Here is a 16341-nt window from a genome sequence, read left to right on the forward strand (position 1 = left end):
GCTGCGATTCAAGGGACATCGGAACCGGCGTGGAGCAGGGGATTGCGATGGAGCGGTGCTCCGAGCTCGTGCGGCCGGCCGCCGTCGTGCTCGCGGTGGTGGCCGGGCTGGGCTGCGTCCTGCTCGGGGTGACGACGGTGCTGTCCCCGGCCCCGTCCCTGACCACGGGCGCGGCGGCGGCGGACCACCGGACCGGCGCCCCACCGGCGGCGCTGCGGATCCCCGACCTGGACCTGGCGGTGAACCAGCTGGTCGCCCTGGGCCACACGGCGGGCCGCCGCGAGCAGCCGGGAACGGCCCTCGGGGTCGGCTGGTTCAGCGACGGACCACCCCCGGGCTCGCCGGGCGTCGCGGTGCTGTCGGGCCACGCGGGTTTCGGCTACGCACTGGGCGCATTCGCCCGCTTGGCCAAGCTCAAGCCGGGAGCAGCGATCGCCACCACCGACGCAAGCGGCCACGAGACGCGGTTCACGGTCCGCCGGGTGGCCCTGTTCCCGGCGAACGAGCCGGACAGCACGTTGGTGGCGTCGGACGGGCCGGGCCCCCAGCTGCGGCTGATCACCAGCGACGGGAGTTACGACAGCGCGGGCCTGGGCGGTGCGCGGGTGGCGGTGTACGCGGCGCTGGCTTGATTGGCGATCGGGGTGGCCGGGCGGCCGCGCCGCCTCGGGATGGCGCAAGGCCGCAGCTGCGACACCGCGCTTTCGAGCCCCTCGGCACAGCACCCGCACCCCCGGCGACCGCGCGCTCACCGGGCACAGCCGCGGGGCCGGGCGTCGCGTCCCCCGTGCCGCCACCACCCCGCCGCGGGCCCCGGGGCGCGGCACCCGCGCCCCGGGCTCGCCCTCAGTCGATCAGCTCGCGCAGCTGCGACACCGCCGCCACCCGAGCCTCGCGGCCCGGCTGCAGCGGGTTCACCACCAGCGTCGTCGCTCCCGCCGCCGCGAAGGCCGCCAGGCGCTCCTTCACGTAGCCCGCCGGGCCCACCAGGGAAATCGCGCGCAGGAGCTCCAGCGGGACCGCCGCGGCCGCCTCCTCCTTCTTGCCGTCCAGGTACAGGTCCTGGATCAGCTTGGCCTCCGCCTCGTAGCCGTAGCGGCGGGCCAGGTCGTTGTAGAAGTTCTTGCCACGCGCGCCCATTCCGCCGATGTACAGGGCCAGGACCGGGCGCACGTGGTCGAGGAGCGGCTCCACGTCGGCGCCGATGGCCAGGGGCACCGTCACGAACGTGTCCAGCTCGCCCAGGGCCGCGTCGCGCTTGGCCTTGCCCTCGGCCAGGGAAGCGCCCCAGACGTCGGCCGCCTTCTCCGGGTGGAAGAAGATCGGCTGCCAGCCCTCCGCGATCTCGGCCGTCAGGGCCACGTTCTTCGGGCCGAGCGAGGCCAGCAGGACCGGGATGCGCTCGCGCACCGGGTGGTTGATCAGCTTGAGCGGCTTGCCGAGCCCGGTGCCCTGCTCCGGCGGCAGCGGGATCGTGTAGTGCTTGCCCTCGTGCACCACGCGCTCGCGGCGCCACACCTGGCGGCACACCTCGACGATCTCGCGGGTGCGGGCCAGCGGCGCGTCGTACTTCACGCCGTGGAAGCCCTCGATGACCTGCGGGCCGGAGGCCCCGAGGCCGAGGATGAACCGCCCGTCCGAGACGAAGTCGAGGCCGGCCGCGGTCATCGCGGTCAGCGTCGGCGTGCGGGTGTAGATCTGGAAGATGCCCGACGCCAGCTGGACGCGCTCGGTCTTCGCGGCCAGGTAGCCGAGCTGGCTGACCGCGTCGAACGAGTACGCCTCCGGCACGAAGACGACGTCGAGGCCGGCCTTCTCCAGTTCGACGACGTCCGCGACGCTGTCGGCGAAGCCTCCGGCGTAGCTGATCCCGGTCCCGATCCTCATCGGCGTCCTCCCGTGCTGAACAAGCGCTTAGTCGCAGGTCATTATGCGGCAGATCCGGCCGCGTCCGGTGTGCGCAGCGCCACTTCCGCCCGGTTTCAGCCCGGCACCACCGTGCCCCGGACGTCGCCGAAGCCGATCCGCGTCCCGGCCGGGCCCGGCGCCGTCGCGCTGATCACCACCTCGTCGCCGTCCTCCAGGAACGTCCGCGTCACGCCGCCCGGCAGCTCCAGGGGTTCCTGGCCGCCCCAGGACAGCTCCAGGAACGAGCCCTGCTGGTCGCGTTCCGGGCCGGTCACCGTGCCCGACGCGAACAGGTCGCCCGTGCGCAGGCTCGCGCCGTTGACCGTCAGGTGCGCCAGCTGCTGCGGGGCCGTCCAGTACTGCGTCGCGAACGGCGGGCTCGACACGAGGTGGCCGTTGAGCCGGACCTCCAGGGCCAGGTCGAGGCCCCACTTCTCCCCGGTCCGCAGGTACTCGAACGGCTCCGGGTCCTGTGGCGGGCCGTCGACGCGCGCGTGCTCCAGCGCGGCCAGCGGCACGATCCACGGCGACACCGACGTCGCGAACGACTTGCCGAGGAACGGCCCGAGCGGCTGGTACTCCCAGGCCTGGATGTCCCGCGCCGACCAGTCGTTGACCAGGCAGACGCCGAAGACGTGGTCCGCGAAGTCCGCGGTGGGCACCGGGGTGCCCGCGGTGGACGGGACGCCGACGACGAACCCCACCTCCGCCTCGATGTCCAGCCGCTGCGACGGGCCGAACGACGGCGCGTCGGCGTTGCGGGGCTTGCGCTGCCCGTGCGGCCGGACGACCGGCGTGCCGGACGCCACGACGGTGCCGGCCCGGCCGTGGTAGCCGATCGGCAGGTGCTTCCAGTTCGGCGGCAGCTCGGTCGCGTCCGGGCGGAAGATCTTGCCGGCGTTGAGGGCGTGGTGCTCGCTGGAGTAGAAGTCGACGTAGTCGGCGACCTCGAAGGCGAGGTGGGTGGCCACCTCGGCCAGCGGCACCAGGTGCGGCCGGAGCTGATCGGCGTACCGGGGTTCGGTGAGCCATTCCCGGACGCTCGCGCGGACGTCCCGCCAGGTGGCCGGCCCGGCGGCGAGCAGCGGGTTGAGCACCCCCGCGGTGAGCAGCGGGGCGAACGCGGCGGCGGTCACGGCGGCCGCCGCGGTCAGGTCGAGCACGTGGTCGCCGACGGGCACGCCGATCCGCCGCTCGGGCGCCCCGCCGGCGGAGAAGACGCCGTAGGGCAGGTTGTCCAGGCCGAACGGCGTGTCGTCGGCAAGGTCGAGCCAGGTCACGTTCACTCCTCGTCCCGGGCGGCCCGCGCCGCCGAGTAGCCGGCCGGACCGGCCGCCGTCATCACTTGCCACCCTCCGCGGACCGCGCCGCGACCCAGTCCGCCACCACGTCCGCCAGGACCGGCAGCGGCAGGGTGCCGCTGCCCAGCACCGTGTCGTGGAACTCCCGGATGTCGAACCGCTCGCCCAGGGCCTGCTCGGCCTCCGCGCGCAGCCGCTCGATCTCCAGGCGGCCCACCATGTAGCTGAGCGCCTGGCCCGGGTGCCCCGCGTAGCGGTCGATCTCCGCGTCGATCTCGATCTGGGCCATCGGCGTGTTGTCGCGCAGGTAGTCCACCGCCCGCTGCCGGCTCCAGCCCAGCGCGTGCAGGCCCGTGTCGACCACCAGGCGCGCCGCGCGCATCGAGTCCTGCGTCAGCAGGCCGAGGCGGGACACGTCGTCGGAGTACAGGCCCATCTCGTCCGCGAGGCGCTCCGCGTACAGGCCCCAGCCCTCGGCGTACGCGTTGAACATCGCGATCCGGCGCAACAGGGGCACGCCCGTCAGCTGCTGGGCCAGCACCAGCTGGAAGTGGTGCCCCGGCACGGCTTCGTGGAACGCCACCGCCTCGCCCAGCGTCCGCTGCCGCTCGTCCGCGTCGTGCGTGTTCGCGTAGTACGTGCCCGGCCGCGAACCGTCCAGGGACGGATCGATGTAGTAGGCGATCGAGCCGCTCTCGGCCTCGGCGTCCGGCACTGGCGCGACCTGGCACTGCTGCTCCGGCACCCGCGAGAACCATTGCGGCGCCACGGCTTCCGCGCGCCTGATCGTCGCGCGGGCGGCGTCCAGGAGCTCGTCGCCGTCCCGCCAGCGCAGGGCCGGGTCCGTGCGGATCCGGTCGAAGATCTCCGCCGGCTCCGTCGTGCCGAACACCTTCGCGCCCAGCTCGCGGTACTCCTCCGCCAGCTGCTCGATGATCGCCAGCCCGGTGTCGTGCAGGTCCTGCGCCGTGCGCTCGGTGGTCGTCTCCGCCCGGATCAGGGCCGCGTACCGCTCCGGCCCGCCCGGCAGGTCGCCGATGCCCGGGGACGTCTCGGGCCGCGCCACCGGCACGACCTCGCCGGCCAGGAAGTCCCGGTACCGCGCGTACGCGGGGTGGACCACCTCGGCCAGCAACCGGTCGCGCTCGGCCTCGAGCCCGCGGACCGGCACCTTCAGCGGGTCGTTCTCCGGCGCGCCGAGGTACCGCTCGACGTAGCCGACGCCGATGCGCGCCAGGAACTCCGGCGGCGTCAGGCCCTCGGCGAGCGCGGCCCGCTGCCGCTCGATCAGCTGGTCCAGGTACGTGCCGACGGCGGCGAGCCGGCTCAGGTAGCCGCGGGCCTTGACCTCGTCGTCGAGGACCGTCTGCGGCAGCTCCATCAGCAGTTCGAGGGCCGGCGCGGCCAGCCCGTCGCTGACCGCGATGTCGGCCCGGCCGGAGTCCAGCACGTCGATCTGGGTGCGGGCCTGCCAGATCACGACGTCCCGGGTCACCCGCTCGGCCGGCGACAGCGCCGCCGCGTCGATCGCTTCCGCCCGCGCGATGATCCCGGCGAGGCCGGCGCGGTACCGGGCCCCGGCTTCGGCGGTCTGGTCGGCGAGCTTGTCGTGGCTGCCCGGCAGGCCGTACAGCGACGGGAGCAGCGGCTGCGCCTCGAACATCAGCTCCAGGCACTCGTCGGCGAGCCGGTCGGGCGTGTCCCGGCGCGTCGCCACCCAGTCGGCGACGACGCCGGCGAGCACCGGCAGCGGCAGGGTGCCGCTGCCCAGCACGACGTCGTGGAACTCGCGGATGTCGAACGCCTCTCCCAGCGCCTGCTCGGCCTCGGCCCGCAGCCGCTGGATTTCCAGCCGCCCGACCATGTAGCCGAGCGCCTGCCCCGGGTTGGCGACGTACCGGTCGATCTCCGCTTCGATCTCCAGCAGCGCCATCGGCGTGTGCTCGGCGAGGTAGTCGACCGCCTGCTGCCGGCTCCACCCGAGCGCGTGCAGCCCGGTGTCGACGACCAGCCGCCCGGCCCGCATCGAGTCCTGGGTCAGCATGCCCAGCCGCGAGACGTCGTCGGAGTAGAGGCCCATTTCGTCGGCCAGGCGCTCGGCGTAGAGGCCCCAGCCTTCGGCGTAGGCGTTGACGTGCGCGATCCGCCGCAGCAGCGGCAGGTCGCTGAGATCCTGCGCGAGGCACAGCTGGAAGTGGTGCCCCGGCACGGCTTCGTGGAACGCGACGGCCTCACTGGTGAAGCGCGGCCGCTTGTCGGCCTCGTGCGTGTTCGCGTAGTAGACGCCCGGGCGCGTCCCGTCGAGCGACGGCCGCAGGTAGTACGCGATCGTGCCGCTGGTCGCCTCGGCCGCCGGCACCGGCCGGACCTCGCACTTCTGTTCCGGTACGCGCGAGAACCACTGCCCGGCCACGGCTTCCGCGCGGGTGATCGCGGCCCGGGCCCCGGCCAGCAGCTCCTCGCCGTCCCGCCAGCGCAGCGCCGGGTCGGTCCGGATCCGGTCGAAGACCGCCGCGAGATCCGTGGTGCCGAACAGCTTCCCGCCGATCTCGCGGTACTCCTCCGCCAGCTTCGCGATGATCGCCAGCCCGGTGTCGTGCAGGTCCTGCGCCGTGCGCTCGGTCGTCGTCTCGACGCGGATCAGCGCGGCGTACCGCCCGGCCCCGCCCGGCAGGTGGGAGATGCCCGGCGCCGTCTCGGGCCGCGCGACCGGCGCGACCTCGTCGGCCAGGAACGCGCGGTACCGCGCGTACGCGGGCCGGACGACGTCGTCGAGCAGGCGGTCACGCTCGGCCTCGAAGCCTTCGAGTGCGTACGGCGGTGTCACCCGCAGCGGGTCGCTCTCCGGCGCGGCGAGGTAGCGGTCGACGTAGCCGATGCCCGTGCGCACCAGGAAGCCCGGCGGTACCAGCCCTTCGCCCACGGCCGCGCGCTGACGGCCGATCAAGGCGTCGAGGTGGTCGCCGACCCCGGCCAGCCGGCTCAGGTAGCCGCGGACCTTCGGCTCGTCGTCCAGCACCGTCTGCGGCAGGTAGAGCAGCAGCTGCAGCGCGGGCGCGCCGAGCCCGTCGCTGACCGCGAGGTCCGTACGGCGGGAGTCGATCTCGTCGATCTCCGCCTTCGCCTGGGAGATCACGACGTCCCGGGTGACGCGCCCGGCCGCCGGCAGCCCGGCCGGGTCGATCGCCTCGGCCCGCGCGGCGATCGCCGCGTACGCGGCCCGGAACCGGCTTTCGGCGCCGGGATCGGGCAGCCGGTCGTGCGCACCGGGCAGGCCGAACACCGACGGGTAGAGCGGCTGCCGCTCGAAGTTCACCGCCACCAGCTCGTCGGCGAGCCCGTCGGGCGTGTCCGGTTGATGCTCGGCCACCCAGTCCGTGACCACCTTGGCCAGCGCGGACAGCGGCAGCATGCCGTGCCCCAGCACGACTTCGTGGAACCCGCGGATGTCGAACGCCGCGCCCAGCGCCTGCTCGGCCTCGGCCCGCAGCCGCTGGATCTCCAGCCGCCCCACCATGTAGCCGAGCGCCTGCCCCGGCCAGCCGACGTACCGGTCGATCTCCGCTTCGATCTCCAGCAGCGCCATCGGCGTGTTGTCGACCAGGTAGTCGATCGCCTGCTGCCGGCTCCAGCCCAGCGCGTGCAGCCCGGTGTCGACGACCAGCCGGCCCGCCCGCATCGAGTCCTGCGTGAGCATGCCCAGCCGCGACACGTCGTCGGAGTACAGGCCCATCTCGTCCGCGAGCCGCTCGGCGTAGAGCCCCCAGCCCTCGGCGTACGCGTTGAACATGCCGATCCGCCGCAGCAGCGGCAGGTCCTGCAGTTCCTGCGCCAGGCTGAGCTGGAAGTGGTGCCCCGGCACGGCTTCGTGGAACGCGATCGCCTCGCTGGTGAACCGCGGCCGCTTGTCCGCCTCGTGGGTGTTCGCGTAGTACGTGCCCGGCCGCGTCCCGTCCAGCGACGGCTGGAGGTAGTACGCGATCGTGCCGCTCGCCGCGTCGGCCTCGGGCACCGGCGCGACCTCGCACTTCTCCGCCGGGATGCGCGAGAACCACTGCGGCGCCACGGCTTCCGCGCGGGAGATGGCTTCCCGGGCCGCGAACAGCAGCTCCTCGCCGTCCCGCCAGCGCAGCGCCGGATCGGTGCGCAGGCGTTCGAAGATCTCGGGGAGCTCGGTGGTGCCGAACACCTTCGCGCCCAGCTCGTGGTACTCCCCCGCCAGCTGCTCGATGATCGCCAGCCCGGTGTCGTGCAGGTCCTGGGCCGTGCGCTCGGTGGTCGTCTCCGCGCGGATCAGCGCGGCGTACCGCTCGGCCCCGCCCGGCACGTGGGAGATGCCGGGCGCGGTGTCCGGGCGCCCGGCCGGCTCGACCTCCGTGCGCAGGAAGTCCCGGTACCGCGCGTACGCCGGGCGCACCACCTCCGCGAGCAGCCTGTCCCGCTCGGCTTCGAAGCCCTCGACGGCCGCGGTCGTGCCCACCTTCAGCGGGTCGGAGTCCGGCGCGGCGAGGTAGCGGTCGATGTACCCGGCGCCCACACGGGCGAGGTACGCCGGCGGCACGAGACCTTCGGCGAGGCTTTCCCGCTGCCGCGTGGCCAGGTCGGCGAGGAACGGCTCGATGGCCGCCAGCCGGGCCAGGTAGCCGCGCGCCTTCGGTTCGTCGTCCAGCTTGTAGTACGGCAGGTACATCAGCAGCCCGAGCGCGGGCGCGGTGAGCCCGTCGCTGACCGCGAGGTCGGCGGTCCGCGACCCCAGCCGGTCGGCTTCGACCTCGGCGGCGGCGATCACGACCTCGCGCGTCACGGCTTCTTCCGCCGTCAGGCCGTCGGTGGCCAGCGCCCGGGCGCGGGCGGCGATGCCGGTGTACGCGGCCCGGAAGCGCTCCTGGGCTTCCCGGGTCTGGTCGCCGAGCCGGTCGTGCTGGCCCGGCAGGCCCAGCACCGACGGGTGCAGCGGCTCCTGCTCGAACGACAGCTCGACGAGCTCGTTCGCCAGGCCGCCGACGGTGTCGCCGTGCCCGGCCACCCATTCGTCGACGACGGTGGCGAGCACCGACAGCGGCAGCGGGCCACCGGCCAGCACGAGGTCGTGGAACGCCCGGACGTCGAACCGCGAGCCGAGCCGCTCGGCGGCGCGGGCGCGCGCCCGCTGGATCTCCCGCCGCCCCACCAGGTACCCCAGGGCCTGGCCCGGCCACGCGATGTAGCGGTCGACCTCGGACTCGACCTCCGCGCGCGCCTCCGGCGTGTGCTCCAGCAGGTAGTCGACGGCTTGCTGACGGCTCCAGCCGAGCGCGTGCAGCCCGGTGTCGACGACCAGCCGGCCCGCCCGCAGCGAGTCGCCGGCCAGCATGCCGAGCCGGGCGACGTCGTCGGAGTACAGCCCCATTTCGTCGGCGAGGCGCTCGCTGTAGAGGCCCCAGCCCTCGATGTAGGCGTTGAAGCCGCCGATGCGGCGCAGCAGCGGCAGTTCGGTGAGCCCCTGCGCGATGCTCAGCTGGAAGTGGTGCCCCGGCACGGCTTCGTGGAACGCGGTCGTTTCGGCCATGTGCCGCAACCGCTCGGTGGCCTCGTGGGTGTTCGCGAAGTAGATCCCCGGCCGGGAGCCGTCGGCGGCCGGGCGCAGGTAGTACGCCGCGGGCGCGCCGGGCGCGACCTCCGCCGGCACCGCCTCGACCGTGCACTCGTGGTCCGGGAGCCGGCCGAACCACTTCGGGGCCTCCGCGGCCGCCCGGGCGACGGCCGTGCGCGCGGTCTCCAGCAGCTCGTCCGCGCTGCGCCAGCGCAGCGCCGGGTCGGTGCGCAGGCGCGCGAAGATCTCGGCCAGGTCGTCGGTGCCGTACACCCGCAGGCCCAGCTCGCGGTATTCGACGGCGAGTGCGGCGATGGTGTCGACGCCGGTCCGGTGCAGCTCGGCCGGGGTGAGCTCGGTGGTCGTGTGCATCCGCGCCAGGCGGGCGTACATCTGCGGGCCGTCCGGCAGCCACGACAGGCCGGGCCGGTCCTCGGGCCGCCCGTGCGGCTTCACCTCGGTGACGAGGAAGGCGCGGTACTCGGCGAAGGCCGGGCGCACGACGTCGGCCAGCAGCTCCTCCCGGCGCCGTCCGAACGCCTCGTCCGGGGCCGGCTGGCGGCGCAGCGGGTCGGCGTCGGAGTCGGCGAGGTAGCGGTCGAGGTGCGCGACCGCGGCGTCGACCAGGTGGGCCACCGGCAGCAGGCCGGCGGCGATGCCCTCGGCGTGCCGCCGCGCGGCCTGGCGGAGGTACGCCGGGATCGCGGCGAGCCGGCCGAGCTGCGCCTCCGCGGCCTCGCCCGCCGTCACCGTGGTCATCGGCAACGCCATCAGCAGGCCGGCCGCGGTCCCGATGGACAGGTCGGTGACGGTGAACTCGGTCAGCCGGCTGTCGATCGCCGCGATGCGGTTCTCGGCCGTGGTGATCAGGACTTCGCGCGTGACGCGGTCTTCGGCCGTGAGGCCGCCGGCGTCCAGCGCGCGGGCCCGGCCGAGGAACTCCGCCAGGCGCGCGCGGAACGCCTGCTCGGCGTCGGCGGACAGCGACGGCAGACCGGGCTCCGCCGGGCGGATGCCCAGCAGCGCGGGCGTCAGCGGATCGGCGGCGAACAACGCTTCGACGAACTCGTCGGCGAGTTCGGTGACCGCGGTCATGGCAGGACCCCCAGCTTCGGCTGATGTACTCCCGGCCGACCCTAACGGAGATCACCGACAGAAAACCTCCGCGCCGTTCGCCGGGGGCGGACGGCGTGCGGCGGCGCGGATCGGGCAGGCGGTAGCGTTCGAGGGGTGGCCGTGACCGATCCCGTGGATACCCGCCTGCTCGCCGCGCTCGCCGACCTCGGCAAGGCGGCCGTGCACGAGCTCGCGGCGAAGGTCGGCATGGATCCCCGCGAGGTCGCCTACCGGCTCGTCGCACTCTCCGGCAGCGGGCTGCCCCTGCTCGTCGGCGTGGAAAGCGACCCGAACGGCCTGCGCGCGGCCATCGCCGGTGCCCCACCCTCGTGGGCGAACCGGCCGCAGTACCCGCCGCCTTCACAGCCGGTGCCGCAGCAGCCTCCCCCGCCGATGGCGCCGCCGGTCCAGGGCACGCCGTCGGGTCCGTACACCGTCCAGGGCGCCCCTTCCGGCCCCTACACCGTCCAGGGCGCGCCCTCGGGGCCGTACCACGTCCAGGGCACGCCGTCCGGGCCGCACCAGGTCCAGGGCACCCCGTCCGGGCCCCACCAGGTCCAGGGCACCCCGTCCGGGCCCCACCAGGTCCAGGGCACGCCGTCCGGGCGGTACCCGGGCCCGCCGCCGCAGCAGCGGCCGCCGCGGCCGTTCACGCCGCCGCCGGTCCCGCTCGACCCCGCCGTGAGCACGTGGGGCATCCCCCAGACGGCGTCCTGGGCCCGCGGCGACCAGCCGCCGGCCGCGGTGGCCGGCGGCAGGCGGGGCAGGCTCGGCGAGGTCATGGAGACCCAGGGCCTGGAGGGCGAGCAGCTGTCGGTGCAGCTGCTGGAGGTCCAGGACCCGGCGGATTACCTGTTCAGCGCGGCCGGCTACCGCCTGGAGGACGGCGAACGCGCGGTCGTCGTGCACACCGAGATCACCAACCGCGGGTCGATCCCGTTCGCGTCCCTGCCGGACAACTACCTCGAACTGCTCGCCGCGGACGGCCAGGCGATCGGCAAGGCGCCGGTGTCGCTGACGTCCCGGCCGCCGCACAAGATCGGCGTCAACCCGGGCGAAACGCTGGGCGGCCACACGGTGTACGTGCTGCCCGACGCCACCCGCGTGGTCTCGGTCCGCTGGAGCCCGCGGCCGGAGCCCGACGAGCGCACGCTGACCTGGTCGATCGAGGACTAGTAGCTTTCCCCGCGCAGGGTTTCCAGCGCCTTCGCCAGGTCGTCCGGGTACTCCGACTCGAACTCCACCCACCGGCCGTCCGCCGGGTGCGCGAAGGCCAGCGTCTTCGCGTGCAGCCACTGCCGGCTGAGCCCGAGGTGGCGGGCCAGCACCGGGTCGGCGCCGTAGGTCAGGTCGCCCACGCACGGGTGCCGCAGCGCCGAGAAGTGGACGCGGATCTGGTGCGTCCGCCCGGTTTCGAGCTTGATGTGCGCGAGCGACGCTGCCCGGAACGCCTCGACGACCTCGTAGTGCGTCACGCTCGGGCGGCCGCCCTGGACCACCGCGAACTTGTAGTCGTGGCGCGGGTGGCGGTCGATCGGGGCGTCGATCGTGCCGCGCATCGGGTCCGGGTGGCCCTGGACGATCGCGTGGTAGCCCTTGTCGACCGTGCGCTCCTTGAACGCGCGCTTCAGCACGGTGTACGCGTGCTCGCTCTTGGCCACCACCATCACGCCGGTGGTGCCCGCGTCGAGCCGGTGCACGACGCCCTGGCGCTCGGCCGCGCCCGAGGTCGCGATGCGCAGGCCGGCCGCGGCAAGGCCGCCGACGACCGTCGGTCCGGTCCAGCCCGGGCTCGGGTGCACGGCGACACCGACCGGCTTCGAGATCACGACGATGTCGTCGTCGTCGTGCAGGATCTGCATGCCTGCGACCGGCTGCGCGACGATCTCGACCGGGTTGGCCGGCTCCGGCAGGGTGATCTCCAGCAGGCCACCGCCGGAAAGCCGGTCGGACTTGCCCGCGGGACGGCCGTCGAGCAGCACGTCCCCGGCCTCGGCGAGCTCGGCGACGACCGTGCGGGACAGCCCGAGCAGCTTGGCGAGGCCGGCGTCGACCCGCATCCCGTCGAGCCCGTCGGGCACCGGGAGCATCCGCGAGCTCACGCCTGGTCCTCCGGCGTCTTCCCGGCCTGCTTCTTGTCCTTCGTCGACGTGCCGTCGTAGTCCTTGCCGAGCAGGGACAGCAGCACGATCAGGGCGCCGCCGACGCAGATCGCCGAGTCGGCGATGTTGAAGATCGCGAAGCCCTTGCCGTTGGGCGCGAACGCCGAGATGAAGTCGACGACGTGGCCCTGCAGCCCGCCGGGCGCGCGGAAAATGCGGTCGGTGAGGTTCCCGGCCGCGCCGGCGAGCACCAGGCCGAGGCCGATGGCCCAGCCGATCGAGCGCAGCCGCCGCGACAGCCAGATGATCGCGATGACGACGGCCAGCGCGATGAGCGCGAGCACCCACGTCATGCCGGTGGCCATGGAGAAGGCGGCACCCGGGTTGCGGAACACCTGCAGGTAGATCAGCCCGCCGAGGATCCGGACCGGCTCCTTGCCCTCCAGGTTGGCGACGACCAGGTTCTTCGTCACCAGGTCGATCGCCCAGAACACGACGGCGACCGCGAACACCCAGCCGACCCGCCGCTTCGGCAGCAGCGGCTTCGCCGGGACCTCCGGGTTCTCGGGCGCGTCGGCCGCGGGATCGGGGGCGGCCTCGGCGGCCGCGGCGGTGTCGGGTTCGGAGTGGCTGGGCTCGGTGCTCACCGGTCCATTGTCCACGGCGCTGGTCAGCCCGCGTCGGCGGCGGTGTCGTGACGGCCGCGCAGCAACGCGGCGAAGGCGGCGGCGAGCAGGATCACGGCCGAGCCGAGCACGCCCACCAGGTCCGCCGAGAGCACCACCGCCACCAGGGCGTACGCGGCCGCGGTGAGCAGCAGGAACCGGCTGCGTTCGAAGGCGGCGAGCAGCAGCAGGCCGAGCGTGGCCAGCAGCGGGCCGCGCAGCCCGTCGCCGAGCCGGAACTGCCACGACCCGACCAGGTCGAGCAGGGGGACGGCGAGCAGCGCACCGGCCGTGCCCAGGACGAACCACCCGGGGCGGGCGGGCCGCCGGGCGAGCGCGTACCAGACCGCCGTGCCGGCGACCGCCACGCCGAGCGCGACCAGCCACGCGGGCCCGGCCGGCAGCCCGCTGCCGCCCGTGTGGAAATCCAGGGGCATCCGCAGCGCGCGGCCGTACTCGATCGCACCGGGCGGAACGGCCGGTGCGAGGAGGAGGTTCGCGGACGCGCTCTCGGCCCGGCTGCGGCGCGCCAGCAGCTGCGCCGCGGCCAGGCCGATCTGCACGAAGCTCAGCAGTGCCAGCGGAAACCAGAAACGCGGCCCTCTCCCCATCGACCCAGGCTAACGCTCAGCAGAAGGGCGGCAGCTCCCGCGGGTCGCCGACCGGCGCCCAGCGGCCGTCCACCTTCGCGTACTTCCAGCGAGCCCCCCGCGCGACGATCTGCCGCAGCGCCAGCACCACCCGGTCGACGTGTTCCTCCGTGCTGCCGAGACCCAGGCTGACGCGGACCGCCTGCTGCCCGTCGCCGCCGGTGACGCCGATCAGGCGCTTGGCCGCGATGTGGGCGCAGAAGGCGCCGTCGCGGACGCCGATGCCGTACTCGGCGGACAGCACCGCCGCGAGCCAGCCCGGGTCGAACCCGTCGACGACGAAGCTGACCGTGCCGACGCGGTCGACCGGGGCGTCGAACAGCCGCAGCTCGGCGCAGCCCGGGATGCCCGCGAGCCCCTTGCGCAGCCGGGTGAGCAGCGCCTGCTCGTGCGCCACGACCGCGTCCCAGTTGCCGCTCAGGGTTTCGCACGCGACGCCGAGCGCGTACACGCCGACGGTGTTGGGCGAGCCGGCTTCGTGGCGCTCGGGCCCGGTGTTCCAGACGACCGCGTCCTCGGTGACGAGCTTGGTGGCGCCGCCCCCGGCGAGGTAGGGCCGGGCCGCGCGCAGCCAGTCGGCGCGGCCGATCAGCGCGCCCGCACCGAAGGGCGCGTACAGCTTGTGACCGGACAGGGCGACGTAGTCGACGTCCAGGTCCCTGATCGAGATCCGGCGGTGTGGGGCCAGCTGGGCGGCGTCGAGCGCGACGCGGGCGCCGTGCTTCCGCGCCACCGCGGCGATTTCCGCCACCGGGAGCAGCTCACCGGTCACATTGGACGCTCCGGTGACGACGACCAGCCGCGGTCCCTGCGGGGCGGCCGCGAGCGCTTCGTCGACGGCGGCCACCGCGGCGAGACGGGTGCGCGGGGTCGGCAGCCGGCGGACGTTCGGCCCCGGCCACGGCAGGAGCGCGGCGTGGTGCTCGGTGTCGAACACGATCACCGTGGTGTGCCGCGGCAGGCTGCGGGCGAGCAGGTTGAAGGCGTCGGTCGTGTTGCGGGTGAACACGACGGTGTCGGTGCGCCGCGCGTCGACGAAGCGGCGCAGAACATCGCGGGTGCGCTCGTAGAGCTTGGTGGACACCTGCGACGCGAAGCCGGCGCCGCGGTGGACGCTGGCGTACCAGGGCAGGAACTCGTCGACCTTCGCGCGGACGGCGTCGAGACAGGGCGCGCTCGCGGCGTGGTCGAGGTTGGCGTAGCCGATGTCCCCGCCGGTCACCAGCGGGACGCGCAGCGCCGCCCCGGCGACGGCCGGGATGTCCTGCGGCGCAACGGTTTCGGTCTGGGTGCGGTCGATGGCGAGAGTCATCGGGGTGCCTCCTCGGCGATCCGGGGGACCCCGGCGAGGGGCCCGCGCTTGCCCGTCGCACGGCGCGACCGGCCCGGTCTTCACCCGGGGCACCCCACCGCGGTAGGAGGGTTGCCGGCCAGCAAGCCGGGGCTTCGCGCTGGCACTCATGACCTGGTTCGAAAGGTAACCGAAAGGGCGCCCGGCGGCCAACCCCCGTCGCACATTCTGAGACGCCGGTCACAGAGCGTGCTCAGAGCCCGGACTCGCCCCGCCAGCGGGCCAGGCGCCCGGCCCGGTCGACCGCGCGTAGCCGGCGTTCGACGGCGTCGCGGACGGCGCTGGTCGTCACGACCAGCAACTGGTCGTTCTCCTGCAGCCGGCTGGTCTTCTGCGGCGTGAAACCGGCGCCGGCGCGCACGACCAGGCTGATCGTCGCCCCGACCGGCAGGCGCAGCTCGGACAGGTACACGCCGTGCAGCTTCGACCCCGGCTGGATCCGGACCTGCAGCAGCTCGGCGCCCAGCTCGTCCAGCGGCGCGGAGTCGACCTCGATCTCGTGCGCCTCGGACTTCTTGGCCAGCCCGAGCTTGCGCGCGAGCGGCCCGAGCGTCGCCCCCTGCACCAGCGTCAGCACGATGACCAGCACGAACACCGCGTCGACCAGCCGCTGCGCGCCCGGCAGGCCCTGCGAGAGCGGGATCATGGCGAGCACGATCGGCACGGCCCCGCGCAGCCCGGCCCACGACAGGAACGCCTGGTCCCGCCACGGCAGCCGGAACGGGAGCATGGACAGCACGACGGAGATCGGCCGCGCCAGCAACAGCACGACGGCCCCGGCGACCAGACCCGGCACGATCGCGTCGAGCAGCCGGCCCGGCGAGGCGAACAGGCCGAGCAGCACGAACAGCCCGATCTGCGCCAGCCAGCCCAGCCCCTCGGCGAACGACAGCGTGTCCGACCGGTGCGGCAGCCGCGAATTGCCGAGCACCAGCGCGGCGACGTAGGTGGCGAGCAGCCCGGACGCGTGCAGCAGCTGCCCGGACGAATAGGCGACGACGCACACCGCGACCGTGGCGAGCGGGTAGAGGCCGGTGGCCGGCAGCGCGGCCCGGCGCAGCGCGAGCCCGCCCAGCCAGCCGAAGGCGAGGCCGATGACCAGGCCCGCCCCCAGTTCGTAGACCACCAGCAGCGGCAGCGTCCAGTCCACAGTGGTGCCTTCGGCCAGCACCACGACGGCGATGTAGGCGGGCGCGTCGTTGATTCCCGACTCGAGTTCGAGCGCGCCGGTGAGCCGTTTGCCGATGCCGGCCGTGCGCAGGACGGAGAACACCGCGGCCGCGTCGGTGGACGCGAGCACGGCGCCCCACAGCAGCGCGAGCCGCCAGTCGAGGCCCAGCAGCCAGTGCAGGGCCGCGCCGGTGACCGCGACGCTCACCACGACGGCCACTGTGGACAGTGCGATGCCGATGCCCAGCGCGGGTTTCACCGCCGACCACCGGGTCGTCAGCCCCCCTTCGGCGAGGATCATGACGAGGGCGGCGAGCCCGAGTGACTGGGTCAGCTCGGGGTTGTCGAACCGGATGCCGAAGCCGGCTTCGCCGAGCAGCACGCCGATCGCGAGGTAGAGCAGCAGCGAGGGGAGGCCGAGCCGGATGGACACGCGCACGGCCAGCACGGAGGCGAGGAGCACGATGCCGCCGACGCCGAGCAGCACGGGGAGTTGGTCCATGCCG

At 74.1% G+C, this 16341-nt stretch carries 10 protein-coding genes and 1 riboswitch; of the genes, 2 read left to right on the forward strand and 8 right to left on the reverse strand.

What is annotated here, in order from left to right; translation table 11 throughout:
• Positions 1-29: 29 nt before the first annotated feature.
• Complete coding sequence (locus C2L59_RS27535; RefSeq protein ID WP_233223725.1) at positions 30-632, forward strand: class F sortase; 603 nt, start codon at positions 30-32, stop codon at positions 630-632.
• Between the two features lie 214 nt (positions 633-846).
• On the opposite strand, the gene C2L59_RS27540 is transcribed toward C2L59_RS27535, so the two are convergent.
• The 3 genes from C2L59_RS27540 to C2L59_RS27550 all read right to left on the reverse strand — a co-directional run bounded on the left by C2L59_RS27540 (position 847) and on the right by C2L59_RS27550 (position 9876).
• Positions 847-1887: an LLM class F420-dependent oxidoreductase gene (locus C2L59_RS27540; RefSeq protein ID WP_103352427.1), complete on the reverse strand. Its 1041-nt coding sequence runs from the start codon at positions 1885-1887 to the stop codon at positions 847-849.
• A gap of 95 nt (positions 1888-1982) precedes the next feature.
• Positions 1983-3194, reverse strand: a complete 1212-nt coding sequence (gene fahA / locus C2L59_RS27545) for a fumarylacetoacetase (protein ID WP_103352428.1) — start codon at positions 3192-3194, stop codon at positions 1983-1985.
• A gap of 55 nt (positions 3195-3249) precedes the next feature.
• The gene (locus C2L59_RS27550) at positions 3250-9876 is read right to left on the reverse strand and encodes a DUF885 family protein (RefSeq protein ID WP_103352429.1); all 6627 of its coding nucleotides are present in this window, start codon (positions 9874-9876) and stop codon (positions 3250-3252) included.
• Between the two features lie 135 nt (positions 9877-10011).
• Between C2L59_RS27550 and C2L59_RS27555 the strand changes: the two genes are divergently transcribed.
• Positions 10012-11073, forward strand: coding sequence for an AsnC family protein (locus C2L59_RS27555; RefSeq protein ID WP_103352430.1), 1062 nt, complete (start codon positions 10012-10014; stop codon positions 11071-11073).
• Here the strand turns inward: C2L59_RS27555 and C2L59_RS27560 are convergent.
• The 5 genes from C2L59_RS27560 to C2L59_RS27580 form a co-directional block, all read right to left on the reverse strand.
• On the reverse strand, positions 11070-11999 hold the full coding sequence (locus C2L59_RS27560; RefSeq protein ID WP_103352431.1) for an RluA family pseudouridine synthase: 930 nt from the start codon (positions 11997-11999) through the stop codon (positions 11070-11072). The two genes, C2L59_RS27555 and C2L59_RS27560, sit on opposite strands and share 4 nt — an antisense overlap.
• Positions 11996-12538, reverse strand: coding sequence for a signal peptidase II (gene lspA, locus C2L59_RS27565; RefSeq protein ID WP_233223731.1), 543 nt, complete (start codon positions 12536-12538; stop codon positions 11996-11998). Before lspA ends, C2L59_RS27560 begins: the two co-directional genes overlap by 4 nt.
• Before the next feature lie 131 nt (positions 12539-12669).
• Positions 12670-13275 carry a hypothetical protein gene (locus tag C2L59_RS48225; protein WP_199199276.1) on the reverse strand — a complete coding sequence of 202 codons (606 nt, stop codon included), beginning with the start codon at positions 13273-13275 and terminating at the stop codon, positions 12670-12672.
• Positions 13276-13291: 16 nt separating this feature from the next.
• Positions 13292-14626: an aminotransferase class V-fold PLP-dependent enzyme gene (locus C2L59_RS27575; RefSeq protein WP_103352433.1), complete on the reverse strand. Its 1335-nt coding sequence runs from the start codon at positions 14624-14626 to the stop codon at positions 13292-13294.
• Positions 14627-14665: 39 nt separating this feature from the next.
• A riboswitch (SAM riboswitch) is annotated at positions 14666-14780 on the reverse strand.
• Positions 14781-14858: 78 nt separating this feature from the next.
• Complete coding sequence (locus C2L59_RS27580; RefSeq protein ID WP_103352434.1) at positions 14859-16337, reverse strand: potassium/proton antiporter; 1479 nt, start codon at positions 16335-16337, stop codon at positions 14859-14861.
• Between the last annotated feature and the right edge of the window lie 4 nt (positions 16338-16341).

The organism is Amycolatopsis sp. CA-128772, from assembly GCF_002904295.1.
GTDB lineage: Bacteria > Actinomycetota > Actinomycetes > Mycobacteriales > Pseudonocardiaceae > Amycolatopsis.